This is a genomic window from Nocardioides guangzhouensis, from assembly GCF_004519545.1.
GTDB lineage: Bacteria > Actinomycetota > Actinomycetes > Propionibacteriales > Nocardioidaceae > Nocardioides > Nocardioides guangzhouensis.
On sequence record NZ_SDKM01000013.1, the window covers coordinates 106,161 to 132,033 of the forward strand.

The following is a 25,873-nucleotide window of genomic DNA, read 5'->3' on the forward strand; positions in this document are numbered from 1 at the left end:
TCGGGTCGGCGGGGCGTCAGGAGGAGACGCGGCCGAGGTACGACGAGTCGCGGGTGTCGACCTTGACCCGCTCACCGGTCGTGATGAACAGCGGCACGTTGATCGTGTGGCCGGTCTCGAGCGTGGCCGGCTTGGTGCCGCCGGTCGAGCGGTCCCCTTGCAGGCCGGGCTCGGTGTAGGTGATCTCGAGCTCGACCGACGCCGGGAGCTCGATGTAGAGGACGCGGCCGTCGTTGGTGGCGACGATCGCCTCCTGGTTCTCCAGCATGAAGTTCTTCGCGTCGCCGACGATCTCCGGCCCGACCTCGATCTGGTCGTAGGTGCCGGTGTCCATGAAGACGTAGGACGTGCCGTCGTTGTAGAGGTACTGCATCGTGCGCTTGTCGACGTTCGCCACGTCGACCTTCACGTCGGCGTTGAAGGTCTTGTCCACCGTCTTGCCCGACTCGACGTTCTTCAGCTTGGTCCGCACGACCGCGCCGCCCTTGCCGGGCTTGTGGTGCTGGAACCAGATGACCTGCCAGAGCTGGCCGTCGAGGTTGAGAACCATGCCGTTCTTCAGGTCGTTGGTGGTAGCCATCGTGCGCGCGTGCCTCTTCGTCGTGGGTGTCGTTCGTGGTCGGCGGCCGAGTCTAGTGCCGGGCGGGGTACGGCGCCGCATCGACGGGTGACGGAAAGTTTCGGTGACCGTGTAACGCCCGGGCCGGGTCGTGACATGAGGCTTGGCAGGAGGGTTGTTGTTCCCCCGCGGCGATCCTCCCGACCCGAAGCGGATGCTCCGGCGGGAACCGACCCCCGCGGTCCCGTCGGAGCATCCTTCGGTCGACGACGAGACGAGAGAGAGCCGTGACACCCGAACGCGACCCGGACCTGCGCGTGGCACCGCCGCGCGTGGCGTCCGACGAGGCGTTCATGGCACGTCTGGCCGCCGTCGCAGGTGCGGCCACCGAGCGGGAGCGCCGGCGTACGGCGTCCGCGCCGCGCATGCTGCTGGCCGCGGCCAGCGTCGCCGCCATCGCCACCGGCGGGGCGTTCGTCGCCGCCCAGGTCGTGGCTCCCGACCCGTCCCCCTCGCGGCCGGCGACGCCCCCGGCGGAGCGGCCGGCCCCGGCCACCGCCACCGTCCGCCTCGTCGACCGGGACGGCACCGACGGGTCCGCCTCCCACGACGACAGCCCGGCCAGTCGCGGCGAGCGGGCGCTCGACCACGACCCGGCGGCCCCCGAGGCCGCCGGCGGCGGGTCCCGCGGCGACCGGTCCGGGCAGGAGCCCGGGTCGGCCCCGTCGAACGGGGCCCGCAGCGGTGCCGAACCCGCCACCGGCCACCCCACCGGCCACCCCACCGGCCAGCCCACCGACCACCCCACCGACCACCCCACCGGTCCTCCGTCCGACCGGCCCACCGACCCGCCCACCGACCAGCCGCCCGGGGACGCCCCGGGCGACGAGCCGTCCGAGGGCCCCGGGGACGCCGGCCGGATGCCCGGGCCCGCGATCGAGGAGCCGACCCCCGCTCCCGGGCCCGACCGGCCGTTCCCCGACGACCAGGACGAGGGCGAGCAGACCCTGCAGTGGTGGGCCGCGGTACCCCGCGCCGGCGACACGCTGGACAGGTCATCGACGTGGAGCCAGTTCGTGCGTGAGACTGTCTCCCGGCGGGGGCCGCATCACGGAGCAAGGGGTGTGAACGGTTGGCAGCCGAGGTCGACCTCGTCGAACGTGCCCGCGTCGGAGACGCTGACGCCTGGCGTCAGCTCTACGAGTCCCTGACCGGCCGGCTGCTGGTCTGGCTCCGCACCCGCCCCAGCGGCGACTGCGCCGTCTCCGCCGAGGACCTGGTCGCCGAGACCTGGCTGGTCGCGGCCCAGCGGGTCGCCCATTTCTCCGGCGGCACCGACGAGTTCGCCGGGTGGCTGTTCGGCATCGCCCGCAACCTCGCCAGCAACACCCGCCGTCGCGCCCGTCGCCGGGCCACCGACCCGCACCCGGTCGAGGCGGACCCGCTCTGGGGCACGCTCGAGACCCATGCCGGCGAGATCGACGGGGCCGACTGGGTGCGCCGTACCCTCGCCCGCCTCCCCCGCCGCGAGGGCGAGGTCCTCGCGCTCACCGAGGTGGTGGGCCTCGACGTCACCGCCACCGCCACGGCGCTCGGGATCAGCCCCACCGCGGTCCGGGTCGCCCGGCACCGCGGCCTGACCAGGCTGCGTCGTGTCCCCGTGCCGCAGCAGGCCAGCGCCCCCGCAATCGAGTCGCTGATGGGCAGCCAGTCCGCCTCCCCCGCCTGACCCGTCCCGGCGTTTCGCACGTTCTGGTCGAGTTCCTGGAGCCCAAGGGGGCGGTCCAGCCACACCGTGCGACATGCCCGGTCATCGCGGTGAGCTCAGCGGGCGGCGACGAGCTCCAGCGCCTCGCGGTACCCGTCGATCCCCTTGCCGGCGACGACGGCGACGGCGTGCGGGGTCACCACGGAGGTGTGCCGGAACTCCTCGGGGCGCTGGGTCGGGTCGGAGATGTGCACCTCGACCAGCGGTGCGGTCAGCTGCGCGCAGGCGTCGTAGATCGCCCACGAGTAGTGCGTCCAGGCGGCGGCGTTGAGCACCACCGCGCTGCCGTCGTCGGCGGCCCCGTTGAGCCAGTCGAGCAGCACGCCCTCGTGGTTGGTCTGCCGCACCTCCACCTCGAGGCCGAGGTCCCGGCCCCAACCGACGCACAGGTCGGCCAGCTCGGCGTGGGTGGTCCGGCCGTAGATCTCCGGCTGCCGGCGACCCAGCCGGCCGAGGTTCGGACCGTTCAGTACCAGCACCTTCATCGCACACCCCTCACCACGTCGTACGCCGATCGCAGCAGGTCCTCGTCCGGCCCGGCCAGGATCCGGGGCTCGGCCAGCCCGCTGAGCACCACGAACCGCAGCTGCGAGCCGCGGGCCTTCTTGTCCACCCGCATGGTCGCGAGCAGCTCGTCGAACGGCGCGCCGTCCCACGTGGTCGGCAGCCCGACCAGCCCGAGCACCGCGGCGTGCCGGTCGGCGACGTCGTCGGACAGCAGGCCGGAGCGGCGGGCCAGCTCGGCCACGAAGACGCAGCCGATCGCCACCGCCTCGCCGTGCCGCACGGCGTACTCACTGGTCCGCTCCACCGCGTGCGCCAGCGTGTGCCCGTAGTTGAGCACCTCCCGGCCCGGGTGCCCGTCGCGGCCGCCGGTCTCGCGGAGGTCGCCGACCACGACGTCGACCTTGACCCGCACCGCACGCTCGACCAGCTCCCTCAGCACCGGCGAGGCCGGGTCCTGCGCCGCCGCCGGGTCGCCCTCGACCAGCGCCAGGATCTCCGGGTCGGCGATGAAGCCGCACTTCACGACCTCGCCGAGCCCGGCACGGAGCTCCGCGGGCGGCAGGGTGGCCAGCAGGTCGAGGTCGCACAGCACCCCGACCGGCTCGTGGAAGGAGCCGACGAGGTTCTTGCCGGCGCCGGTGTTGATGCCGGTCTTGCCGCCCACCGCGGCGTCGACCATCGCGAGCAGCGTGGTCGGCACGTGCACGACGCGCACCCCGCGCAGCCAGGTGGCGGCGACGAAGCCGCCGAGGTCGGTGGTCGCGCCCCCGCCGAAGGTCACCACCGCGTCGGAGCGGGTGAAGCCGCGCTCCCCCAGCGCCTCCCAGCAGTCGTGGGCGACCGCGGCGGTCTTCGCCGACTCGCCGGAGGGCAGCCCCAGCGCGAGCACGTCGTAGTGCCCGACCAGCAGGTCCACCACGGGCTGGGCCAGCGCCGCGAGCTCCTCGGCGAACAGCAGCGCGACCCGCTCGACACCCTCGCCCAGGGCCCCGGGCAGCCGGCCGGCCAGGCCGCGCCCCACCACCACGTCGTACGGCGACGCGCCGCGGACCGGGATCACGGTGTCCGGGGAGGCTCCGGTCGTCACGCCTCCACCACCTTCGCCACCTCGGCAGCGACGTCCTCGGGGGTCCGGCCGTCGGTGTCCACCGTCCACCGCGCCACCGCCTCGTAGACCGGGGTCCGCTCGTCCAGAAGGGCCTTGATCCGGCCCCGGACGTTGCCGAGCAGCAGCGGCCGGGCGGAGCCGAGGCCGACCCGCTTCACGGCGTCGGAGAGGCCGACCCGGAGGAACACCACCGGCCGGCCCGCGAGCGCGGCCCGGGTGTCATCGTCGAGCACCGCTCCGCCGCCCAGCGCGAGCACGCCGTCGTGACCGGCCAGTGCGGCGGCCACCGCATCCCGCTCGAGGGCGCGGAAGTGCGCCTCGCCGGAGTCCACGAAGATGTCGGCGATCGAGCGGCCCTCGGCCGCCTCCACGTCGCGGTCGGTGTCGCGGACGGCCAGGCCGAGGGCCTCGCCGAGCAGCCCGGCCACGGTGGTCTTGCCGGCGCCCATCGGTCCGACCAGCACGATGCGGGGATTCATTCGGGGCCCCCGCGGCGTTGTCCGTCGGAGGAGCGTAGCGGGGGAGCCGGGGAACGTCGCGGGGTGATCATGTCGTGTGGAGCGTCGCGAGGTACGACGCGCAGTTGCGGGCGGTCTCGGCCACGGAGTCGCCGCCGAACTTCTCGAGGACGGCGTCGGCGACCACCAGCGCCACCATCGCCTCGGCCACGATGCCGGCCGCCGGGACCGCGCACACGTCGGAGCGCTGGTGGTGGGCGACCGCGGCCTCGCCGGTGGCGACGTCGACCGTGCGCAGCGCCCGCGGGACCGTCGCGATCGGCTTCATCGCCGCGCGCACCCGGAGCAGCGCGCCGGTGGTCATCCCGCCCTCGGTGCCGCCGGAGCGACCCGACGTGCGGCGGACGCCGTCCTCGGTCGGCACGATCTCGTCGTGCGCCTTCGAGCCGGGGTCGGCGGCCAGCGCGAACCCGTCGCCCACCTCGACGCCCTTGATCGCCTGGATGCCCATGAGCGCGCCGGCCAGCCGGGCGTCGAGCCGGCGGTCCCAGTGCACGTGCGAGCCGAGGCCCGGCGGCAGGCCGTGCACGACCACCTCGACGACGCCGCCCAGCGTGTCGCCGTCCTTGTGCGCCTGGTCGATCGCCGCGACCATCTGCTTGGACGCGTCGGGGTCCAGGCAGCGCACCGGGTCCGCGTCGAGGCGCGAGACGTCCTCGGGCGCCGGGACCGAGCCGTACGGCGCAGGCACGCCGCCGAGCTCGACCACGTGCGAGACGACGCGGGCACCGACCGCCTGCTCGAGGAAGTTGGCGGCGACCCGACCGAGCGCCACCCGTGCGGCGGTCTCGCGGGCCGAGGCACGCTCGAGGATCGGCCGGGCCTCGTCGAAGGCGTACTTCTGCATGCCGACCAGGTCCGCGTGGCCCGGCCGGGGCCGGGTGAGCGGCGCGTTGCGGGCCAGCGCATCGAGCTCGGCGCGGTCGACCGGGTCGGCCGACATCACCTTCTCCCACTTCGGCCACTCCGTGTTGCCGACCTCGATCGCGACCGGACCGCCGAGGGTCTCCCCGTGGCGGACACCGCCGGTGATCGTGACCTGGTCCTGCTCGAACTTCATCCGGGCACCACGGCCGTAGCCGAGGCGGCGCCGGGCGAGGGACTCGACGATGTCGTCGGAGGTCACGCGGACATGGGCGGGCAGACCCTCGAGGATCGCGACGAGGGACGGTCCGTGGGACTCGCCCGCAGTGAGCCAGCGCAGCATGGTGCAGAGTCTTTCACGCCCGTACCAGCCGAACGTCAGCCCGACCCGTACCCGAGACCGGCCGCGATCTCCGGCCCCCACACCACGCCGACGACGGCGCCGACCAGCATGAACGGGCCGAACGGGAAGTGCCGGTCCTCGGTGATCCGCAGCAGCCGCAGCGGCAGCCAGCCGACCACGCCGACGATGAACCCGGCATAGATCCCGATGACCAGCTCGGCCCACCCGAGGTACCCGAGCGCCAGGCCGAGCACCCCGGAGAGCCGGACGTCGCCGTACCCCATGCCCGGCGTGAACCGCCACAGGAACCAGAACACCAGGCCCGCCGCCAGCCAGCCGAGCAACGCCCGCAGCAGGGCGTCGAGGTCCTGGTCGAGCAGCGCGCACACCGGGAGCAGCACGACCAGGACGAGGTACGACGGCGCGATGATGCGGGTCGGCAGCAGCCGGGTCCGGTAGTCGACCCAGGCCAGCGCGACCCCGATCGGCACCAGGTAGAGCAGGTAGAGCAGCGCCCAGGTCCACCCGGTGCCCAGCCCCACGAGCGCGGCGGTCGCGGCCGACCAGGCGGCGCACGTCCACGCCGCACCCGGAGCCGCGGCCAGTGCGGCGTACGCCACCTTGTCCTCGTCCGGCTCGGCGGGCTCGGGCAGCCTCCCGACGAGCGTCGGGACGAACCATCCGGCGACCGCACCGACGACCGCGCAGAGGAGGGCGGTGTCGAGGTGCCCCGTCCAGTCCATGCGGTGGAGAGTAGTGCTCCTCAGCGCGCCGCGAGGGCGGACTCACCGGCACGGCGCATCGCCGTCAGCGGCGCCGGCCGCCCGGTGAACAGCTCGCACTGCAGGGCGGCCTGGTGCACGAGCAGGTCGAGGCCGGTCACCAGCCGGGTCGAGGACCCGAGCGCCGCGGCGGCCAGCGGCGTGGGCCACGGGTGGTAGAGCACCTCGAAGACCACGGCGACGTCGGCGGCGGAGGCGGCCGCCACGATCCCGGGCGACTGCGCGTCGGCCGGGATCGTGGAGACCAGCACGTCGCCGGTGACCGGGCTGCCGAGGGAGACCACGTCCACCTCCAGCGGGTGGCCGAGCGCGTCGCCGTGCCGCTCCGCGGCGGCCAGGGTCTCCCGCGCCCGCTGCGGGTCGCGCACCTGGAGGGAGAACCGGCGGCAGCCGAGGCCGGCCAGCGCCAGCAGCAGCGCCGCGGCGGTGGCGCCGCCGCCCCAGATGGTGGCCTGCCGGAGTCGCCCGTCGTACGTCTCTCGGATCGCGTTGGCGGCGCCAGGGACATCGGTGTTCTCGGCGGTCCTCCGTCCGTCGTGCAGGACCAGGGTGTTTGCGGCACCCGCGGTGCGGACCAGGTCCGACACGTCGTCGGCGAGGGGCACCACCGCCCGCTTGAGCGGCATCGTCAGCGACAGCCCGCGGCAGTCCGCGTCCAGGCTGTCGAGGTACGCCGGGAGGCCGGCCTCGTCGACCCGGTACGCGTCGTACGTCCAGTCGAGACCGAGCTCGCGGTAGGCGGCCCGGTGCAGCACCGGCGACAGCGAGTGGCCGATGGGGTCGCCGAGGACCGCGCACCACGGGTTGCCCATGTCAGCAGGCGTCCGAGGTCTCGCAGTACTCCTGGAGCTCGGCCTTGTACTGGAGGAACTCGTCGTAGTCGTCGGTGAACTTGGTCTCGCCGGTCTTGAGGTCGACCGTCACGTAGAAGAACCACGGGCCCTCGGCCGGGTTGGCCGCGGCGGCGATCGCGTCGTCGCCGGGCGCCTCGATCGGGCCGGGCGGGAGACCGGCGTACTTCCGCGTGTTGTACGGCGAGTCGACCGCGAGGTCCTCCTGGCTGAGCGCGACCCCGAGGTTGCGGCCGAGCGCGTAGTTCACCGTCGCGTCGATCTCGAGCTTGCCGTAGGTCGGCGGCCCGTCGGTCTCGAGCCGGTTGTAGATCACGCGGGCGACCTTGGGCATGTCGTCGCCCCGGGCCTCGGACTCCACCAGCGACGCGATCGTCATCAGCTCCGCGGGCGTGTAGCCGAGCTTCTTCGCCGAGCCCTCGAGGTCGGCCTCGTCGGCGGCCTGCCGCCACCGGTCGACCATCGCCCGGAGCACGTCGATCGGCTTGTCCCCCGGCTTCACGGTGTACGTCGCGGGGAAGAGGTAGCCCTCCGGGTCGCCCTCGGCGTACTTCGGGAGGCCGAGCTGGTCGGTCTTCTTCAACGCGTTCTGCCACTGCTTCTTGCTGAAGTCGGTCTTCTCGGCGAGGACGTCGACGATGTCGGTGACCCGAAGGCCCTCGGGGATGGTCACCGTGGCCTGGATCAGGTTGTTCGGGTCGACCAGCACGTCGAGCGCGTCGTCCGAGGACATCTGCTTGCGCATCTCGTAGTAGCCAGCCTGGATCGTCGCTGCCTCGTCCGCCCGGCCGTTGGCAGCGTCGGTGAACGCCTCGACGGAGGCGACCACGTCGGCCTCGGCGAGGGTGCGCCCGATGTCGGTGGCGGTGTCGCCAGGCTGCACCTCGACGGTCACCGAGCCGGAGCCGGGACCGGGGTAGTCCTCGGGGTCTGCGAACTGGTCGCGGACGAAGCCCACGCCCTTGGTGAGTCCGACGTAGAGACCGGCGACGATCAGCCCGAGCACCAGCAGCGTGGTCAGGCAGCCGGTGATGCCCCGGCCGCGACGCTTCCTGGCCCGCCGGTGGCCGCGGTGCGAGCGCGGCCCGAGCACGTCGAGCCCGGTGTCCTCGTGGGTGTCCCCGGACACGTCGGGACGGGCCGGTGCCGTCTCATGGGCCGGCTCATACGTCATCGGGCGTTCCTTCGTCGTCGGGGACTTCCACCAGCTCGCCTGGCGCGCTCCCCCGCGCCCGCTCGGTGTCGAGCGCCTGCTGCAGGATCACGACCGCGGCGGCCTGGTCGACCACCGCGCGCCGCTTGGCACCCCTCCGCCCCCGATCGCGCAGCATTCCCTCCGCGGTGACGGTGGTCAAGCGTTCATCACACAGCCTCACGGGCAGCGGATCAAGTCGGGCCGCCAGCTCGGCCGCGAACGCCCGGACCTTCACGGCCGCCGGGCCCTCCCCGCCGGACAGCGACCGGGGCAGCCCGACGACCACCTCGACGGCACCCTCCTCGTCCGCTATCGCGGCGATCCGGGCCAGGTCGCCCGCGCCGCGCGGCACGGTCTCGACCGGGGTGGCGAGCAGCCCGGACGGATCGCTGCGCGCGACGCCGATGCGGGCGTCGCCGGGGTCGATGCCCAGGCGCACGCCCGTTCTCATCCGGTCACCCGGGCCCGGGGGGCCTTCACGTGGTGACCGCCCGGGCCACCTCGGTCTCGACCAGCGCCAGGGCCTCGTCGATCCGTGAGGGGTCGTTGCCGCCGCCCTGCGCCACGTCGTCCTTGCCGCCGCCCTTGCCGCCGATCAGCGGCCCGACCGCACGGATCAGCGCGTTCGCGCTGACCCCGCGCTCGCGCGCCTCGTCGTTGACCGCCGCCACCGCCGCGACCTTGCCGTCGCTGGCGCCGATGACCATGACCGCACCGGGCTGGCCGGCGGGCAGCCGGCCGCGGACGTCGAGCGCGAGCGTGCGGACGTCGCCGCCGCCGGCGCCGTCGGCACGGTGCGCCACGAGCTTCACGCCGGCCACGTCCTTCGCCCCGGCCGCCAGCTCGCCGCCGGCCGCGAGCAGCTGCGCCACCCGGACCTTCTCGATCTCCTTCTCGGCAGCGCGCAGGCGCTCCACGATGTCGTTGACCCGCTCCGGCAGCTCGTCGGGGCGCACCTTGAGTGCCTCGGAGAGCTGGGCGACGAGCACGTGCTCGCGGGCCAGGAAGCGGTAGGCGTCGCCGCCCACCAGCGCCTCGACCCGGCGTACGCCGGAGCCGATGGAGGACTCGCCGAGCAGCTTGATCACGCCGAGCTGGCCGGAGCGGCCCGCGTGGGTGCCGCCGCACAGCTCGCGTGCCCAGTCGCCGACCGAGACCACGCGCACCTGGTCGCCGTACTTCTCGCCGAAGAGGGCCATCGCACCCGAGGCCACCGCCTCGGCCTGGGTCATCACCTCGGCCTGCACGGACAGGTCCGCGAGCACGACGTCGTTGACCCGGGCCTCGACGTCGGCCATCACCGACGTCGGCACCGCCCCGGTCGCGGAGAAGTCGAACCGGAACCGGCCGGGCGAGTTCTCGGAGCCGGCCTGGGTCGCGGTCTCGCCGAGCGCCTCGCGGAACGCCTTGTGCACCATGTGCGTCGCGGTGTGCGAGCGGGAGATCGAGAGCCGGCGGTCGGTGTCGACCAGCGCGTGCGCGCCGGCGCCGAGAAGGACCTCACCGGAGAGCACGCGGGCCTTGTGGACGATCAGGCCGGTGATCGGCGACTGCACGTCGCTGACCTCGATCCGGGCACCGTTCTCGAGCTCGATCACGCCCTGGTCGGCGAGCTGGCCGCCGCCCTCGGCGTAGAACGGGGTGCGGTCCAGGACCAGCTCCACCTCGTCGCCCTCGTGCGCGGACTCCACCACCCCGTCCGGGGTGACGATGCCGCGCACCGCACCCTCGGAGACCACCTCGCCGTAGCCCGTGAACTCGACCGCTCGGCCGAGGCGATCCGCCACCGCGCGGTACGCCGAGGCGTCGCGGTGCTGCCCCTTCTTGGCCTTCGCGTCGGCCTTGGCCCGCTCGCGCTGCTCGGTCATGAGCCGGCGGAACCCGACCTCGTCCACCTCGAGCCCCTGCTCGGCCGCCATCTCCAGGGTCAGGTCGATCGGGAAGCCGTAGGTGTCGTGGAGCGCGAACGCGCGGTCACCGGACAGCTGGGAGCCACCCGCCTTCTTCACCTCCGCGGTGGCCAGGTCGAAGATCTGGGTTCCGGCCCGCAGGGTCTGCCGGAACGCGTGCTCCTCGGCGTACGCGACGCTGGAGATGCGCTCCCAGTCGCGGTGCAGGTCGGTGTAGGTCTCCGCCATCTTGTCGCGGCTCACCGGAAACAGCTCCGGGAGTGCCGGGTCCTCGTAGCCGAGCAGCCGCATCGAGCGGACCGCGCGGCGCAGCAACCGCCGCAGGACGTAGCCGCGGGCCTCGTTGCCGGGGGTGACGCCGTCGCTGATCAGCATCATCGAGGAGCGGACGTGGTCGGCGACCACACGGAACCGGACGTCGTCGACGTGGCCCTGGTCGCCGCCCGCGCCGTACCGGCGTCCGGTGAGCTCCTCGGCCCGCTCGATCACCGGGAACATGACGTCGATCTCGTACATGTTCTGCCTGCCCTGGAGGAGGTAGGCGACCCGCTCGAGGCCCATGCCGGTGTCGATGTTCTTCTTCGGCAGCGGCCCGACGATGTCGAAGTCCTCCTTGGACCGCACCGCGCTGAGCTCGTCCTGCATGAAGACGAGGTTCCAGATCTCGAGGTAGCGGTCCTCGAGCTTCTCGGGCATCGAGGTGCGCGTGGTGGTCGCGAACTCGCCGTCGGGGCCGAAGTCGGGCCCGCGGTCGTAGAGGATCTCCGAGCACGGACCGCCGGGGCCGGGCACGCCCATCGACCAGTAGTTCTCCCTGGGACCGAGCTTCACGATCCGCTCGGACGGAAGGCCGGTGACCTTCATCCAGAGCTGCAGCGCCTCGTCGTCACCGGCGAGCACCGACGGCCAGAGCCGGCTCTCCTCGAGCCCGAAGCCACCGTCCGCGACGGACTTGGTGACCAGGTCCCAGGCGAGCTCGATCGCGCCTTCCTTGAAGTAGTCGCCGAAGGAGAAGTTGCCGCACATCTCGAAGAAGGTGCCGTGCCGGGTGGTCTTGCCGACGTCCTCGATGTCGGGCGTGCGCACGCACTTCTGGACGCTGGTGGCGCGGGGGTACGGCGGGGCTTCCTGGCCGAGGAAGTACGGCTTGAACGGCACCATGCCGGCGTTGACGAACAGCAGGTTCGGGTCGTCGAGCAGCAGCGACGCCGAGGGCACGGCCGTGTGGCCGGCTGCCTCGAAGTGGCCGACGAAGCGGCGCCGGATCTCGGCGGTGTCCATCAGGTGCTGCCTTCCTTCTCGTCATCGCGTGCCCCGGAAGCGGCCAGCTCCCCGGTGGTCGGTGAGCGAGCGCCAGCGAGCGTCTCGAAACCCGTCTCGAAACCACCACTAGGCACCAGGCCCAGCCGCTCCCGCAACTCGGTTTCCTTCTCGGCGCGGCCCTGCGCGACCTCCTCGCGGAACAACCGCGCGCCGAGCGCCAGGCCGCTGACCCGGTCGCGCAGGCCGTCGGCGGTGAGCGCCTCGCGCACCTTGCGTGCCCGGTTCATGGCATAGACGGCCGCACCCGCGCCGGCCGCGAACCACAGGGTCCGCGCCATCAGGCGACCTCCTGCTCCCGCTGCCGGGCGTGGAGGGTGCGCCGCAGCTCCTTGAGCTCAGCACGGCGCTGCTTGCGCGAGCGCTTCACCTCGCGCCGCATCTCGAAACGGATCCGGTGGCGGGTCTCGGGCGCCAGCGCGCGGCGTACGCCGTGGCCCAGGCTCGCCGCCTTGACCAGGGACTCGCGCAGCACGATGTCGGCGAACAGCCGTCCGTCGATCCGCTCCGGCACCGGCGGAGGCTCGTCGGCGGCCTCGCCGACACGGGTGATGACGTACTCCTCGGGCTCCCGGGCGGGCCGGTCGACCCGGACGGCGAGGGCGTCCAGCCGGGACCGCAGCTCGGCGGCCTCGGCGCGGGCCTCGGCCAGCGCGGCGGCGGTGCGGGCCCGCTCGCGGCGGACCAGCAGCACAAGCGCCAGGCAGAGCACCGTGAGCACGACGGCGGCAGCCGTCACCACGGGCACGAGCAGCTCCGGACCGGTCACAGTGCCCGACCCTATCGCGCACCCCTGATCAGCTTGCGGACCCGTTCCCAGCGCTCGCGGATCGCGGACTCGGCGCCGAGGTTGGTGGGCTGGTAGTAGCGCGCGTCGGCGACGACGTCGGGGGCGTACTGCTGCTCCGCGATGCCGTAGGGCTCGTCGTGGGAGTAGGTGTAGCTGGCGCCGTGGCCGACCTTCTTCGCCCCGGCGTAGTGGGCGTCGCGCAGGTGCGCAGGCACCGGCCCGACCTTGCCCGCGCGTACGTCGGCGCTCGCGGCGTCGATCGCCTTGATCACCGCGTTGGACTTGGGCGCGACGGCGAGCGCGATCGTGGCCTGGGCCAGGTTGAGCCGGGCCTCGGGCATGCCGATCAGCTGCACAGCCTGGGCCGCCGCGACAGCGGTGGTCATCGCGGTGGGATCGGCCAGCCCGATGTCTTCGCTGGCGAGGATCACCAGCCGCCGGGCGATGAACCGCGGGTCCTCCCCCGCCTCCATCATCCGGGCCAGGTAGTGCAGCGCCGCATCGGCGTCGGAGCCGCGCACGGACTTGATGAACGCCGAGGTGACGTCGTAGTGCTGGTCGCCCTGACGGTCGTAGCGCACCGCGGCCCGGTCCACGGCGGTCTCGGCGGTGGCCAGGTCGATCCCGGTGGTGCCCTTGCTCTGGGCGGCGCCGGCGGCGGCCTCGAGGTAGGTCAGGGACCGTCGTGCGTCGCCGCCGGCCAGGCGGACCAGGTGGTCGAACGCGTCGTCGGCCAGCGTGAACGCGCCGCCGAGCCCGCGGTCGTCGGCCAGCGCCCGGGACATCACCTCCCGTACGTCGTCGTCGGTGAGGTTCTCCAGGCGGAGCAGCAGCGACCGGGACAGCAGCGGCGAGATGACCGAGAAGAACGGGTTCTCGGTGGTCGCCGCGACCAACGTGACCCACCGGTTCTCCACTCCCGGCAGGAGCGCGTCTTGCTGGGCCTTGGTGAAACGGTGCACCTCGTCGACGAACAGGACGGTCTCGGTGCCGTCGTGCACCAGCGCGGCCCGGGCGGCGTCGATGGCCGCGCGCACGTCCTTCACCCCGGCCACCACCGCGGACACCTCGACGAACCGGCGGTCGGTCTGGAGGGACAGGATCGAGGCGATCGTGGTCTTGCCGGTGCCCGGCGGCCCCCACAGGAGCAGCGACATCGACTGGTCGCCCTCGACCAGCTGGCGCAGCGGGGAACCCGCCGCGCGCAGCTGGGCCTGCCCGACCAGCTCGTCGAGGGTGCGCGGGCGCATGCGGACCGCCAGCGGCGCAGACGCATGCGTGTGGGCGTGCAACGACCCCCCGGAGCCTCCACCGGGGGGTCGCGCTGAGGCGGGTGCCTCGAAGAGTCCTTCGTCGGTCACCGGGAGCGATCAGGCCTTCGCGCCGAGGTGGCCACCCTGCACGTCGTACCAGGTGTCGGCGAAGCCGGGCTGCTCGACGGCGTTCGGGTCCGGGGTGGCACCCGGGTCCGGGTTGCCCTGGTCGTCGATCCCGAGCAGGCGCGCTGTGACGGGCTTGGTCGGGTGCTGCCCGATCTCGCCCGCGAAGTGACAGGCGACCTTGTGCCGCTCGCCGATCTGAAGCAGCGGCGGCTCCTGCTTGGCGCAGATCTCCTGGGCCAGCGGGCAACGGGTGCGGAACCGGCAGCCGGAGGGCGGGTTGATCGGGCTCGGGACGTCGCCCTCGAGACGGATCCGTTCCCGGCGACCACCGATCGCAGCCTGCTTCACGTCGGGCACCGCGGACAGCAAGGCTTGCGTGTAGGGGTGCTGCGGGTGGTTGTAGAGGGTCTCGCGGTCGGCGATCTCGACGATCTTGCCGAGGTACATGACCGCGACCTCCGGGCAGAAGTGCCGGACCACCGCGAGGTCGTGCGCGATGAACAGGAAGGAGATGTCGAACTCGCGCTGGAGATCCTGGAGCAGGTTGACGACCTGTGCCTGGATCGACACGTCCAGCGCGGAGACGGGCTCGTCCGCGACCAGCAGCTTCGGCTGCAGCGTGAGCGCGCGGGCGATGCCGATGCGCTGGCGCTGACCGCCGGAGAACTCGTTCGGGTAGCGGTTGTAGTGCTCCGGGTTGAGGCCCACGACCTCGAGCAGCTCCTGGACGCGAGGCAGGACCTTCTTCTTCGGCACGACGTTGTGGATCAGCAGCGGCGCGCCCACGATCGCGCCCACGGTGTGCCGCGGGTTCAGCGAGGTGTAGGGGTCCTGGAAGATCATCTGGATGTCGCGTCGCAGCGGCATCAGCTTCTTCGGCGACAGGCCCGCGATGTCCTTGCCCTCGAACATGATCTTGCCGCCGGTCGGCTGGTAGAGCCGCGTGATCAGGCGGCCGGTCGTGGACTTCCCACAACCGGACTCCCCCACCAGGCCCAGCGCGCCACCTGCGGGGACCTGGAACGAGACGCCGTCGACGGCCTGGACGTGGCCCACGGTGCGGCGGATCACGCCCGAGGACTTCACCGGGAAGTACATCCGGAGGTTCTCCACCTCGAGGATCGCATCCCGTCCGTCGCCTCCCGCGAGGCGGGAGGCGGCGAACTCGGAGCTCTGCTCGGCGCTCTTGGCGCTCCCGGAGTCGGAGGTCACGGTCTGGTCAGTCATCAGATCTTCTTCTCCTCGGCCTCGGCAGCCGCGTCGGAGGAACGGACCGGCTCCGCGTCACCCACGGACCCGTCCGGGTTCACCTCGGCGAACTCCTCGACCAGGTCTGGCGCGATCTCGGGCAGGATCTCGGTGAAGTAGATCTGCTCGGGGTCGGCGAGGTGGCACCGCTTGGTGTGCTCCGGCCCCCGGTTGCCGGGGAGGAGCTCGGGCATCTCGGTCTTGCAGAGGTTGCCCTTCACCTTGTCCTTGTGCGTGCACCGCGGGTGGAACGCGCAGCCGGACGGCGGGTTGAGCAGGCTCGGCGGCAGACCCGGGATCGGGATCAGCCTTGCGTCGGTGTCACCGGTGACGTCGGGCACGCTGGAGAGCAGGCCCCATGTGTAGGGCATCTCCGGGTGGGTCAGGATCTCCTTGCACGGGCCGTACTCGACCGCGCGACCGGCGTACATCACGAGGACGTCGTCGGCCATCTCTGCGATCACGCCGAGGTCGTGGGTGATGATGATGATCGCGGCGTTGAACTCCCGCTGGAGGTCCTGGAGCAGGTCGAGGATCTGCGCCTGCACGGTCACGTCGAGGGCCGTGGTGGGCTCGTCGGCGATCAGCAGGCCGGGGTTGTTGATCAGCCCCATCGCGATCATCGCGCGCTGCCGCATGCCGCCCGAGAACTGGTGCGGGTAGTCGTTGACCCGGCGGTCCGGCTGCGGGATGCCGACGCGGTCGAGCATCTCGATCGCCCGCGTCTTCGCCTCCCGCTTGGAGACCTTGTTGTGCACCAGGTAGGCCTCCATGATCTGGTTGCCGACCGTGTAGTAGGGGTGCATCGCCGACAGCGGGTCCTGGAAGATCATCGCCACGTTCTTGCCGCGGCGGCGACGCATCTGCTCGTCGCTGATCGTGAGCAGGTCGGTGTCGTTGAGGACGATCTCGCCGGAGACCTTGGCGCTGGTCCCGCGGTGCAGCCCGAGGATGGCCGAGCTGGAGACCGACTTGCCCGACCCGGACTCGCCCACGATACCGAGGGTCTTCCCGGACTCGAGGTCGAAGCTGAGGCCGTCGGTGGCCTTGACGATGCCGTCCTGGGTCGGGAAGTGGACCTTCAGGTCCTTGACGGACAGCAGGGGTGCCTGTGAAGTCATCAGTGTCTTTCTCTCAGCCGACCCGGACCCGCGGGTCGATGACGGCATACAGCAGGTCGACGACAAGGTTCGCGACGATCACGACGGCGGCCAGCACCAGCACGATACCCACGACCAGGGGCAGGTCGAAGTTGCGGGTGGCGGTGACGGCCAGCTTCCCCAGCCCCGGGTAGTTGAAGACCTGCTCGGTGATGATCGCGCCACCCATGAGGCCGGCGAGGTCGAGGCCGGCCATGGTGACCAGCGGGGTCAGCGCGGCGCGCATGCTGTGCTTGTAGAGCACCTTGCGCGGAGCGAGGCCCTTCGACTTCGCGGTGCGAAGGTAGTCCTCACCCATCGACTCGAGGACGAACGCGCGGGTCATGCGGACGTAGCCAGCCATGTAGACCAGGGAGAGCGTGAACGCCGGCAGCAGCAGACCCTGGAACCAGACGGAGACGCCGCCCTCGGAGATCGGGACGTACTCGGGGATCTTGACGATCTCCCACTTGATCGCGAGGAACTTGTAGAGGAACAGACCGATGAAGAAGGTCGGGAAGGCGTAGAAGACGAGGGACGCCCCGACGATGCCGCGGTCGATGATGGAGCCTCGGCGGAGGGCGGCGATGACGCCGAAGACGATGCCGCCGATCATCCACATGAAGAACGCGGTGATCGCCAGCGACAGCGAGATCGGCCAGGCTTCCTTGATCTGCTCGGTGACCGTGGAGTTGGTCGTCCGGGAGTACCCCAGGCACGGGGCCGGGCACTCGGCGATCGTCTCGGGGGCGCTCTCCTTCAGGGCCGGGTCGTCCGGGAAGTCGCGGCCGACGAACACACCCTTGGCGAACTTGACCCACTGGGTGGTCACGGGCTCGTCGTAGCCGAGCGCCTTCTTGGTCTGCGCCTTCAGCGCGGGCGAGCAGTTCTTGCCGCAGGCGAAGTCCTCGGGGTTCACCGGGGAGGAGAAGAAGAGCAGGAAGGTCACCATGGACATCACGATCAGCATGATGATCCCGGTGAACATCCTGCGGATGATGTACGCGGTCACGGGTTAGTACCACCTCTGGGGGCGGGTCACGCCCCGTCGATGACGGACAAGGAGCACGGGCGGTCTGGCCGCACGTCAGGCCGCGTGTCGGGGTGGGGAGCACGGATGCTCCCCACCCCGAATGGTATCGGGGGGCTCACTCGTTGGTGAGCCCCCCGGCTCACGCGATTTTCTGTCGACTATCCGGTCAGTTCTCCACGCCGATGGCGCCGAGGTCCGGGAACCCGGAGGTCATCGGGTTGTTGATGTAGTTCGTGACCTTCGAGCCGCGCACGAAGTAGAACTTCGTGAGCTCCAGCGGGATGTAGGCAACGTCCTTGCCCAGCTGGTCGTCGATCTCGGTGTACTTCGCCGCCTGCTCGTCCACGTCGGCGATCTGAGCGGCCTCGTCGATCATCTTGTTGACGGTGTCGCTCTTGTAGTTGCCGTAGTCCTGGCCGTTGGAGTTCTCGGTCAGGTTGATGCGGCTGTCGAACAGCGGCGGGATCACGGTCGCGATCGACGGCCAGTCGGCACCCCAGCCACCCCAGACGACGTCAGCGTCGTTCGACGGCTTCTGGATGATGGTGTAGTAGGTGTCGGTCAGCGGGTCCAGGGTGACCTTGAAGCCCGCCTTCTTCCAGCCCTCCGCCAGCGCGGCGGCCTGCTTGTCCAGCGTCGGCGTACCACCGGCGTAGGTGAACTTGATCGGGTACGGCAGCTTCTCGCCCGAGTCCTCCAGCAGCGCCTTGGCGGCCTCCGGGTCGCCCTCCGGCGGCGCGGTGAAGTTCGGGTTCTCCGCGTAACCGATGATGTTCGGGGCCACGATCGACTTGGCCGGGGTGCCCGCCTTGTCGCCGCCCAGCGCGGTGGTGGAGGCCACGACGTCGGTCGCCATGTAGAGGGCCTGGCGAACCTTCAGGTTCTTCATCTGGTTGAAGTTCGGCAGCAGGTAGCTGACGTACGGCGAGTCGACGAGCGACGAGCGGTCCGCGACCTCACCGGTGACCTGGGTGTAGTACGCCGGCGGGACACGACGGTCCGTGATGGCGTACGCGTCGTCACCCGAGTCGGCGATGATTCGGTCGTAGATGACCTCGTTCTCGAGACCCTGGGTGTAGACGATCTTGTCCGGGTTGGCCTGGCGCGAGTCCGACTCGTCCGACGACTCGGTGTACTGGTCGTTGCGGACGAAGGTGCCGCCCTGGGTCGCGTCCCACTTGCCCTCGAGCTTGTAGGGGCCGTTGGAGAAGATCTGGTAGTTCGACTTCTCGCCCTGGTCCTTGTCCTCGCGGTAGGGGTCGAACGAGCGGAGCGACGCGGCGGCGTAGTTGAAGTCCGGCCACGCGTTGCGGAAGTGCAGCGTCAGCTTGGCGCCGTCGCAGGTGACGGCCTTGTCGTAGTCCTCCTGGTGGTCGCCCTTGTACGGGCCGTTGTACTCCGGGAGGCCGGACGGGGCGACCGGCACGTCGAGGTAGCTCAGGATGTAGTTCGGACCACCGGTGATGACGTCGGTCGCGAAGGTGCGCGAGATGCCGTACTTGAAGTCCTCGCAGGTGACGGGCTTGCCGTCCTCCCACTTGGCGTCGTCGCGGATGGTGAACTCCCACGTCTTGCCGCCGTCGCTCGCGGTGCCGGTGTCGGTGGCGAGGTCGGGGACGACCGAGAACTTCGCGTCGGGGTCGTCGGTGATCGGGAAGGTCGTCAGGCCGCGGTAGACCAGGCGGTTCATGTTCGACAGGTCACGACCGACGTACATCCGCTGCGGGTCCATGTGCTCCGCGGAGGTGCGGGTCAGGTAGTAGAGGGTCCCGCCCTTGCTCGCCTCCTTCGAGCTGCCGCCCCCGTCGCCGCTAGTGGAGCCTCCACCACACGCAGCCAGGGACACCGAGACGACTGCCGCTGCCGCAACCGCGACGATCGGCTTTCGATTGATGGCCATTTGTTCTCCTTTTGTGTGTCACTCGCCGTGGGCGGCGGCAACATTTCGGCAACGCTGTGCTGCCGAAGTCCTTGAGGGTTCGGTGAGTAGCTGACGGAGGGTCAGCGGTGGGTCTTCGGGTCGAGAGCGTCCCGAAGTCCGTCACCGAGCAGGTTAAAGCTGACCACGATGATCATGATCAGGAACGCCGGGGTGAAGAAGAAGACGAAGTCCGCCACCGAGTAGTTGATGGAGTCGGTGAGGATGTTGCCCAGCGTGGGGGTCGGCGGCTTCACGCCGACCTGCAGGTAGGAAAGGGCCGCCTCGGCCGAGATGAAGGCCGGCATCATCAGGGTGAAGTAGACGAGCAGCGGGGCCCAGAGGTTCGGCAGGATCTCCTTGAAGTAGAGACGCCCGCGGGAGGCTCCGAGCAGCCTGGCCGCGTCCACGAACTCACGTTCGCGGATCGAGAGCACCTGGCCGCGCACGATGCGGGCGATGCCGGGCCAGCCGAAGAAGCCGAGTACCAGGATGACGTACAGCGCGTTGGCGACGTCGCCGGCCGGGACCTGCAGGGTGCCGGTCATGAACGCGACCGCGACGCCGGAGAGGGCCAGCAGCATCATGGTGCTGGGGAACGAGAGGGTCAGGTCGATCGCCCGGCCGATCACGCTGTCGGTGAAGCCGCCCGAGAAGCCCGAGATGATGCCGAGCACGGTGCCGATCCCCATCGCCACGAAGGTGGCGGAGAGGGCGATGAACAGCGACCAGGTGATCCCGTAGACGAGCCGCGACAGCACGTCGCGGCCCGTGCCGGGCTCGACGCCGAGCCAGTGGTCGGCGCTGATGCCGCCGAAGCTGCCCTTGGGGATACCGCCCATGTTCACATCGAGAAGGTCCTGGTGCAGGGTCAGCGGGTCGAGGACCCCGGTCTTCACCAGGATCGGCGCGACCAGCGCGGTCGCGACGTAGAGGGCGACCACGCAGAACGCCGCCATCGACAACTTGTCCTTGCGGAACCGGGCCAGGGCCAGCTGCGTCGGCGAGCGGCCGGCGACCTTCTGCACACCTGAGTCGTCGGGCTCCTCGCCGGGGGGAGCCGTGACATGGCTCTCGAGCTCGGTTACCGGGACAGTCATCGTCACCTCGTTGCCTGGATCTCTGACAATACGCGCGCCGCGACCTCTCCGGTAGCGCTGCGCCGAAGGGGACTCTATGTGACGGGAGCCGCACCGACGATCACTCGCGCGTAACGATCTGGACACGACGGGTTGCCGCTCCGGACGCCGTCCGGACGGCCTGCGCGGCCGCCGGACGGGCGTCAGCGGGTCACTCGGCGGACGGGAGATCCTTCTGCGGTCGGGCGTCGACACCGGCTTCCTTGCGCTGCTCGGCGCTGATCGGGGCCGGGGCCGCGGTGAGGGGGTCGAACCCACCCCCGCTCTTGGGGAACGCGATCACCTCGCGGATGGAGTCGCTTCCGGACAGGAGGGCGCAGATGCGGTCCCAGCCGAAGGCGATCCCGCCGTGAGGGGGCGCGCCGAACTTGAACGCGTCGAGGAGGAAGCCGAACTTCTCCTGGGCCTCGTCCTCGTCGATCCCCATCACCGTGAAGACGCGCTTCTGGACGTCGTCGCGGTGGATACGGATGGACCCGCCGCCGATCTCGTTGCCGTTGCAGACGATGTCGTAGGCCCACGCCAGGGCGTTGCCCGGGTCCTTGTCGAAGGACTCGAGGTCCTGCGGGGAGGTGAAGGCGTGGTGCACGGCCGTCCACGCGCTGTAGCCGAGCGCCACGTCACCGGAGGCCGTCGCCTCCGCGGTGGGCTCGAACAGCGGCGCGTCGACCACCCACAGGAAGCTCCAGGCGTCCTCGTCGATGAGCCCGCAGCGCCGGCCGATCTCGAGGCGGGCCGCGCCGAGCAGCGCCCGGCTGGACTTCGTCGCGCCGGCGGCGAAGAAGATGCAGTCGCCCGGCTCCGCGCCCACGTGGGCAGCGATCCCGGCCTTCTCAGCGTCGCTGAGGTTCTTCGCGACCGGCCCCCCGAGCTCGCCGTCCTCCTGGACGAGGACGTACGCCAGCCCGCGGGCGCCGCGCTGCTTGGCCCACTCCTGCCAGGCGTCGAGCTGCTTGCGGGGCTGCGAGGCACCCCCGGGCATCACCACGGCGCCGACGTACTCGGCCTGGAAGACCCGGAACGGCGTGTCGGTGAAGTAGTCGGTGCACTCGACGAGCTCCTGCCCCATGCGCAGGTCGGGCTTGTCGGTGCCGTAGCGCGCCATCGCCTCGGCGTAGGTCATCCGGGGCAGCGGCGTGGGCACCTCGTGGCCGACCAGCCCCCACAACGCCGACAGGATCTCCTCCGAGAGCGCGAGGACGTCGTCCTGCTCCACGAAGCTCATCTCGATGTCGAGCTGGGTGAACTCCGGCTGCCGGTCGGCGCGGAAGTCCTCGTCGCGGTAGCAGCGCGCGATCTGGTAGTAGCGCTCCATGCCCGCGACCATGAGCAGCTGCTTGAACAGCTGCGGGCTCTGCGGCAGGGCGTACCAGCTGCCCGGCTGGAGACGCGCGGGGACGAGGAAGTCGCGGGCGCCCTCGGGGGTGGACCGGGTCAGGGTCGGGGTCTCGATCTCGACGAACCCGTGACGATCGAGCACGTCACGGGCCGCCTTGTTCACGTCGCTGCGCAGCCGGATCGCGGCCGAGGGGCCGGTGCGGCGCAGGTCGAGGTAGCGGTGCTTGAGGCGAGCCTCCTCCCCGACGTCGATGTGCTCGTCGATGGGGAACGGCAGGACCGCGGAGGCGGAGAGCACCTCGACGTCGCTGGCGATGACCTCGACCTCGCCGGAGGGGAGGTTCGGGTTGGCGTTGCCCTCGGGGCGCAGCGACACCTCGCCGGTGATCTTCAGGCAGAACTCGCTGCGCAGGCTGTGCGCGACCTCCTCGTCACGGATCACGACCTGCACCACCCCGCTGGCCTCGCGTAGGTCGATGAACGCCACCCCGCCGTGGTCGCGCCGCCGGGCCACCCACCCGGCGAGGGTCACGGTCTGGCCGACGTCTCCGGCGCGGAGGGCTCCGGCGTCATGGGTGCGGATCACGGTCTCACTGCTCTCTCTCGTTGGTGGTCACCTGCGGTCGCAGGTCCTCGGTGGGCGGGGTCCAGGCGGCCGGGTCCGCGGCCACCTGCTCCCCCGAACGGATGTCCTTGACCTCGTGGCCTCCGTCGGCTCCGGCGAACCAGACGAACGGGATGCCGCGCCGCTCGGCGTACCGGATCTGCTTGCCGAACTTCTGCGGTGCCGCTGCCACCTCGCACGGGATGTCGCGGGACCGAAGGGCGGTCGCGATGGCGTCACTCGCGCTGCGCGACTCCTCGTCGGCCAAGGCCACCAGGACGGCGCTCGGCACCACGCGGCTGGCCCCGACCAGGCCACGCTGGACCAGCGGGACCAGCAGCCGGCTGACTCCGAGCGAGATCCCCACGCCGGGGTACGTCGTGCGGCCGTCGCTGGCCAGGGAGTCGTAGCGGCCGCCGGAGCAGATCGAGCCCAGCGACTCGAACCCGTCGAGGCGGGTCTCGAAGACGGTGCCGGTGTAGTAGTCGAGGCCACGGGCGATGGACAGGTCGGCCTCGATCCGGACCCGGTCGTCGGCCAGGTCGGCGCAGCCGCGGACCAGCGCGGCCAGCTCGTCCAGGCCCTCGTCGAGGAGTGGGTGGTCGACGCCGAGCGCCCGCACCCGCGCCACGAACCCGTCGTCGGCCTCGTCGTCGGAGGAGTGGATCGTCGCCAGCGCCAGGCACTGGTCGGCCTGGTCGTCGGTGACCCCGGCCTCCTCGACCAGCATCGCCCGCACCTTCCCCGGCTCGAGCTTGTCGAGCTTGTCGACGATCCGCATCACCTCGTCGACACCGTCACCCTCGACCCCGATGCCGGCGTAGAAGCCCTGGATCAGCTTGCGGTTGTTGACCTGGAGCCGCAGACCGGGCAGGAACTCGAGCCGGCGGAGCGCGTCGAGCATCACCCGGGTGACCTCGACGTCGTGGTGGAACGGCAGCACGTCGCGCCCGACGATGTCGATGTCGGCCTGGGTGAACTCGCGGAACCGGCCCTCCTGGGGCCGCTCGCCGCGCCACGCGCGCTGGATCTGGTAGCGCCGGAACGGGAACTCGAGCCTGCCCGCGTGCTCGAGCACGTAGCGGGCGAACGGAACGGTCAGGTCGAAGTGGAGACCGATGCCGGCGTCTCCCCCGCCCTCCTCGTGCAGCCGGCGCAGGACGTAGACCTCCTTGGAGGTCTCGCCCTTGCGCAGCAGCTGGTCGAGCGGCTCGACGGCGCGGGTCTCGATGCCGGCGAAGCCGTGCAGCTCGAAGGTGCGGGCCAGGGTCGCCAGGACCTCGGTCTCGACGAACCGCTGGTCGGGAAGGAACTCGGGGAACCCGCTCAGCGGGGTGGGCTTGCTCATCTCGTGTGGGGTCTTCTCCGTCGGGGTGTCTCAGAGTCCTCGGGTGACCGGGCCGGTGCCGGGGGCGTTCTCGGCCAGGTCCTGCAGGAAGGGGTTGGTGGCCCGCTCGCGGCCGATCGAGGTCTGCTCCCCGTGGCCGGGCAGGACGACGACGTCGTCGGCGAGCGGCAGCACCTTGGCGGCCAGGCTGCGCAGCATCGTCGGATGGTCACCGCCGGGCAGGTCGGTGCGACCGATGGAGCCGGCGAACAGCAGGTCGCCGGAGAACATCACCTCGGACACCCCCTGCTCGCCGTACGGCGTGCGGAAGGTGACCGAACCCTCGGTGTGGCCGGGGGTGTGGTCGACGGTGACCTGGAGCCCGGCCAGCCCGAGCGCCTGGCCGTCGGCGAGCTCGCGCACGTCGTCGGGCTCGGTGAACGTGTGCTTCCCGCCCAGCAGCATCTGCGCCGACTCGGGCGAGAGGCCGGCCATCGGGTCGGTGAGCAGGTGCCGGTCGCCGGGGTGGATCCAGGCCGTGGCGTCGTACGTGCCGGAGACCGGGGTGACGCTCCACATGTGGTCGATGTGGCCGTGGGTGAGCAGCACCGCGACCGGCTTGAGCCGGTGCTCCCGGACCACCTCCTCGATGCCGGGGGCCGCGTCCTTGCCCGGGTCGACGACCACGCACTCGGTGCCCGGGCCGGTGGCGACGAGGTAGCAGTTGGTCCCCCACGGGCCAGCGGGGAATCCGGCGATGAACACGAAGGACCTCTCGTGACGGGAAATTCGGGGACGACGGGCGGGGCGGCGCTCGACAGGGGTAGAGCCTACCGAGGCCCGCATCGGGTTTGACTACGATGGGCAACCATGAGCGCGCAGCAGGGGGCCCCGTGGGGTCGGGTGGCAGACGACGGGACGGTGTACGTCCGGACGGCCGAGGGAGAACGGTCGGTCGGGCAGTTCGCCGAAGGCACCCCCGAGGAGGCGCTCAAGTTCTTCACCGACCGCTACGACGCGCTGGCCTTCGAGGTCGAGCTGCTCGAGCAGCGGATCAAGGGCGGCGCCCTCTCACCCGACGAGGCGGTCGAGTCCGTGAAGACGGTCCGTGGCCAGGTGGTCGACGCGCACGCCGTGGGCGACCTCGACGGCCTGGTGGCGCGGCTCGACGCGCTCTCCGCCGTGATCGACCGGCAGCGCGAGGAGCGCCGGGCCGAGCGGGCCCAGCGGGTGGCCGAGTCCCGCTCCCGCAAGGAGGGCATCGTCGAGGAGGCCGAGCGGCTGGCCGGCTCGTCCGACTGGCGCAACGGCGCCAACCGGCTCCGTGACCTGCTCGAGGAGTGGAAGGGCCTCCCCCGGCTCGACCGGGCCTCCGACGACGCCCTGTGGCGCCGCTTCTCCACCGCCCGCACGGCGTACACCCGGCGCCGCAAGGCCCACTTCGCCGAGCAGCACGAGAAGCGCGACGCCGCGCGCGTGGTGAAGGAGCGGCTGGCGACCGAGGCCGAGAAGCTCGCCGACTCGACCGACTGGGGCCCGACCGCCGGGCGCTACCGCGACCTCATGCGCGAGTGGAAGGCCGCCGGACCCGCGCCGCGCGACGTCGACGACGCGCTGTGGAAGCGGTTCCGCGGCGCCCAGGACCAGTTCTTCGGTGCCCGGGACGCGGCCAACGCCGAGCTGGACCAGCAGTTCGCCGCCAACGCCGAGGTGAAGGAAGCGCTGCTGGTCGAGGCCGAGGCGCTGCTCCCGGTCACCGACCTCGAGGCCGCCAAGCGTGCCTTCCGCGACATCGCCGAACGGTGGGACGCGGCCGGCAAGGTGCCGCGCGACCGGATCAAGGAGCTCGAGGGCCGGATCCGGAAGGTGGAGCAGGCGATCCGCGGGGTCGAGGACGAGCAGTGGGCGCGCACCGACCCGGAGAAGTCCGCCCGCGCGGACGACATGGTCGGCAAGCTCGAGGCCGCGATCGCGGACATCGAGAGCGACCTCGAGAAGGCGAAAGCCGACGGCAACCAGAAGAAGGTCACCGAGCTCGAGGAGAACCTCGCCTCCCGCCGGTCGTTCCTCGAGATGGCCCGCCGGGCGTCGCAGGAGTTCTCGAGCTGACCACGCCGCCCCGGCACGTCTTGTGCCGGGCCACCGACCCCCACCCACGCCGCCCCGGCACATCTTGTGCCGGGTCACCGACCCCACCCACGGTGAGTCGGCACATCCTGTGCCGGGTCAC

General features: G+C 71.4%; 24 protein-coding genes. 3 read left to right on the forward strand and 21 right to left on the reverse strand.

Features of this window, described 5'->3' with window-relative positions; all coding sequences use genetic code 11:
• Nucleotides 1–16: 16 nt before the first annotated feature.
• Complete coding sequence (gene efp, locus EKO23_RS10730; RefSeq protein ID WP_134717040.1) at nucleotides 17–580, reverse strand: elongation factor P; 564 nt, start codon at nucleotides 578–580, stop codon at nucleotides 17–19.
• Nucleotides 581–846: 266 nt separating this feature from the next.
• Between efp and EKO23_RS10735 the strand changes: the two genes are divergently transcribed.
• Complete coding sequence (locus tag EKO23_RS10735; protein WP_217702568.1) at nucleotides 847–1,770, forward strand: PT domain-containing protein; 924 nt, start codon at nucleotides 847–849, stop codon at nucleotides 1,768–1,770.
• Nucleotides 1,692–2,288 (forward strand): RNA polymerase sigma factor, encoded by a 597-nt coding sequence (locus EKO23_RS10740; protein ID WP_134717042.1) that lies wholly within the window; start codon nucleotides 1,692–1,694, stop codon nucleotides 2,286–2,288. The genes EKO23_RS10735 and EKO23_RS10740 overlap by 79 nt, the downstream gene beginning before the upstream one ends.
• A 95-nt stretch (nucleotides 2,289–2,383) precedes the next feature.
• Here EKO23_RS10740 and EKO23_RS10745 read toward each other — a convergent pair whose 3' ends face one another.
• The 20 genes from EKO23_RS10745 to EKO23_RS10840 all read right to left on the reverse strand — a co-directional run bounded on the left by EKO23_RS10745 (nucleotide 2,384) and on the right by EKO23_RS10840 (nucleotide 24,408).
• A complete protein-coding gene (locus tag EKO23_RS10745) occupies nucleotides 2,384–2,812 on the reverse strand; it encodes a type II 3-dehydroquinate dehydratase (protein WP_134717044.1) in 429 nt (142 codons plus the stop codon).
• Entirely contained in the window at nucleotides 2,809–3,921 is a 1,113-nt protein-coding gene (gene aroB, locus EKO23_RS10750; protein ID WP_134717046.1) for a 3-dehydroquinate synthase, read from the reverse strand. Before aroB ends, EKO23_RS10745 begins: the two co-directional genes overlap by 4 nt.
• Nucleotides 3,918–4,421, reverse strand: a complete 504-nt coding sequence (locus EKO23_RS10755; RefSeq protein ID WP_134717048.1) for a shikimate kinase — start codon at nucleotides 4,419–4,421, stop codon at nucleotides 3,918–3,920. Before EKO23_RS10755 ends, aroB begins: the two co-directional genes overlap by 4 nt.
• A gap of 67 nt (nucleotides 4,422–4,488) precedes the next feature.
• The gene (aroC, locus tag EKO23_RS10760) at nucleotides 4,489–5,667 is read right to left on the reverse strand and encodes a chorismate synthase (protein ID WP_134717050.1); all 1,179 of its coding nucleotides are present in this window, start codon (nucleotides 5,665–5,667) and stop codon (nucleotides 4,489–4,491) included.
• A 35-nt stretch (nucleotides 5,668–5,702) separates the two neighbouring features.
• Nucleotides 5,703–6,410 carry a prepilin peptidase gene (locus EKO23_RS10765; RefSeq protein WP_134717051.1) on the reverse strand — a complete coding sequence of 236 codons (708 nt, stop codon included), beginning with the start codon at nucleotides 6,408–6,410 and terminating at the stop codon, nucleotides 5,703–5,705.
• A gap of 20 nt (nucleotides 6,411–6,430) precedes the next feature.
• Entirely contained in the window at nucleotides 6,431–7,261 is an 831-nt protein-coding gene (locus EKO23_RS10770; RefSeq protein WP_134717053.1) for a shikimate dehydrogenase, read from the reverse strand.
• A 1-nt stretch (nucleotide 7,262) separates the two neighbouring features.
• The gene (gene mltG, locus EKO23_RS10775; RefSeq protein ID WP_134717055.1) at nucleotides 7,263–8,474 is read right to left on the reverse strand and encodes an endolytic transglycosylase MltG; all 1,212 of its coding nucleotides are present in this window, start codon (nucleotides 8,472–8,474) and stop codon (nucleotides 7,263–7,265) included.
• The gene (gene ruvX, locus EKO23_RS10780; RefSeq protein ID WP_134717057.1) at nucleotides 8,464–8,946 is read right to left on the reverse strand and encodes a Holliday junction resolvase RuvX; all 483 of its coding nucleotides are present in this window, start codon (nucleotides 8,944–8,946) and stop codon (nucleotides 8,464–8,466) included. Before ruvX ends, mltG begins: the two co-directional genes overlap by 11 nt.
• 25 nt (nucleotides 8,947–8,971) lie before the next feature.
• Entirely contained in the window at nucleotides 8,972–11,686 is a 2,715-nt protein-coding gene (gene alaS / locus EKO23_RS10785; RefSeq protein ID WP_134717059.1) for an alanine--tRNA ligase, read from the reverse strand.
• A complete protein-coding gene (locus tag EKO23_RS10790) occupies nucleotides 11,686–12,006 on the reverse strand; it encodes a DUF6167 family protein (RefSeq protein WP_134717061.1) in 321 nt (106 codons plus the stop codon). The genes alaS and EKO23_RS10790 overlap by 1 nt, the downstream gene beginning before the upstream one ends.
• Nucleotides 12,006–12,494 (reverse strand): hypothetical protein, encoded by a 489-nt coding sequence (locus tag EKO23_RS10795; protein ID WP_134717063.1) that lies wholly within the window; start codon nucleotides 12,492–12,494, stop codon nucleotides 12,006–12,008. The genes EKO23_RS10790 and EKO23_RS10795 overlap by 1 nt, the downstream gene beginning before the upstream one ends.
• An 11-nt stretch (nucleotides 12,495–12,505) precedes the next feature.
• Nucleotides 12,506–13,876: a replication-associated recombination protein A gene (locus EKO23_RS10800; RefSeq protein WP_246051016.1), complete on the reverse strand. Its 1,371-nt coding sequence runs from the start codon at nucleotides 13,874–13,876 to the stop codon at nucleotides 12,506–12,508.
• Between the two features lie 9 nt (nucleotides 13,877–13,885).
• The gene (locus EKO23_RS10805) at nucleotides 13,886–15,124 is read right to left on the reverse strand and encodes an ABC transporter ATP-binding protein (protein ID WP_134717067.1); all 1,239 of its coding nucleotides are present in this window, start codon (nucleotides 15,122–15,124) and stop codon (nucleotides 13,886–13,888) included.
• On the reverse strand, nucleotides 15,124–16,266 hold the full coding sequence (locus tag EKO23_RS10810) for an ABC transporter ATP-binding protein (RefSeq protein WP_217702569.1): 1,143 nt from the start codon (nucleotides 16,264–16,266) through the stop codon (nucleotides 15,124–15,126). The genes EKO23_RS10805 and EKO23_RS10810 overlap by 1 nt, the downstream gene beginning before the upstream one ends.
• Before the next feature lie 13 nt (nucleotides 16,267–16,279).
• Nucleotides 16,280–17,296 carry an ABC transporter permease gene (locus tag EKO23_RS10815; protein ID WP_134717071.1) on the reverse strand — a complete coding sequence of 339 codons (1,017 nt, stop codon included), beginning with the start codon at nucleotides 17,294–17,296 and terminating at the stop codon, nucleotides 16,280–16,282.
• A gap of 187 nt (nucleotides 17,297–17,483) precedes the next feature.
• Nucleotides 17,484–19,217, reverse strand: a complete 1,734-nt coding sequence (locus EKO23_RS10820) for an ABC transporter substrate-binding protein (RefSeq protein ID WP_134717074.1) — start codon at nucleotides 19,215–19,217, stop codon at nucleotides 17,484–17,486.
• A gap of 101 nt (nucleotides 19,218–19,318) precedes the next feature.
• Nucleotides 19,319–20,335 (reverse strand): ABC transporter permease, encoded by a 1,017-nt coding sequence (locus EKO23_RS10825; RefSeq protein WP_134717076.1) that lies wholly within the window; start codon nucleotides 20,333–20,335, stop codon nucleotides 19,319–19,321.
• A 190-nt stretch (nucleotides 20,336–20,525) separates the two neighbouring features.
• Entirely contained in the window at nucleotides 20,526–22,298 is a 1,773-nt protein-coding gene (aspS, locus tag EKO23_RS10830) for an aspartate--tRNA ligase (protein WP_134717078.1), read from the reverse strand.
• 4 nt (nucleotides 22,299–22,302) lie between these two features.
• Nucleotides 22,303–23,664, reverse strand: a complete 1,362-nt coding sequence (hisS, locus tag EKO23_RS10835) for a histidine--tRNA ligase (protein WP_134717080.1) — start codon at nucleotides 23,662–23,664, stop codon at nucleotides 22,303–22,305.
• Nucleotides 23,665–23,694: 30 nt separating this feature from the next.
• Complete coding sequence (locus EKO23_RS10840; RefSeq protein WP_134717082.1) at nucleotides 23,695–24,408, reverse strand: MBL fold metallo-hydrolase; 714 nt, start codon at nucleotides 24,406–24,408, stop codon at nucleotides 23,695–23,697.
• Between the two features lie 105 nt (nucleotides 24,409–24,513).
• On the opposite strand from EKO23_RS10840, the gene EKO23_RS10845 reads away from it, so the two are divergent.
• The gene (locus EKO23_RS10845) at nucleotides 24,514–25,752 is read left to right on the forward strand and encodes a DUF349 domain-containing protein (RefSeq protein WP_134717084.1); all 1,239 of its coding nucleotides are present in this window, start codon (nucleotides 24,514–24,516) and stop codon (nucleotides 25,750–25,752) included.
• Nucleotides 25,753–25,873 lie beyond the last annotated feature (121 nt).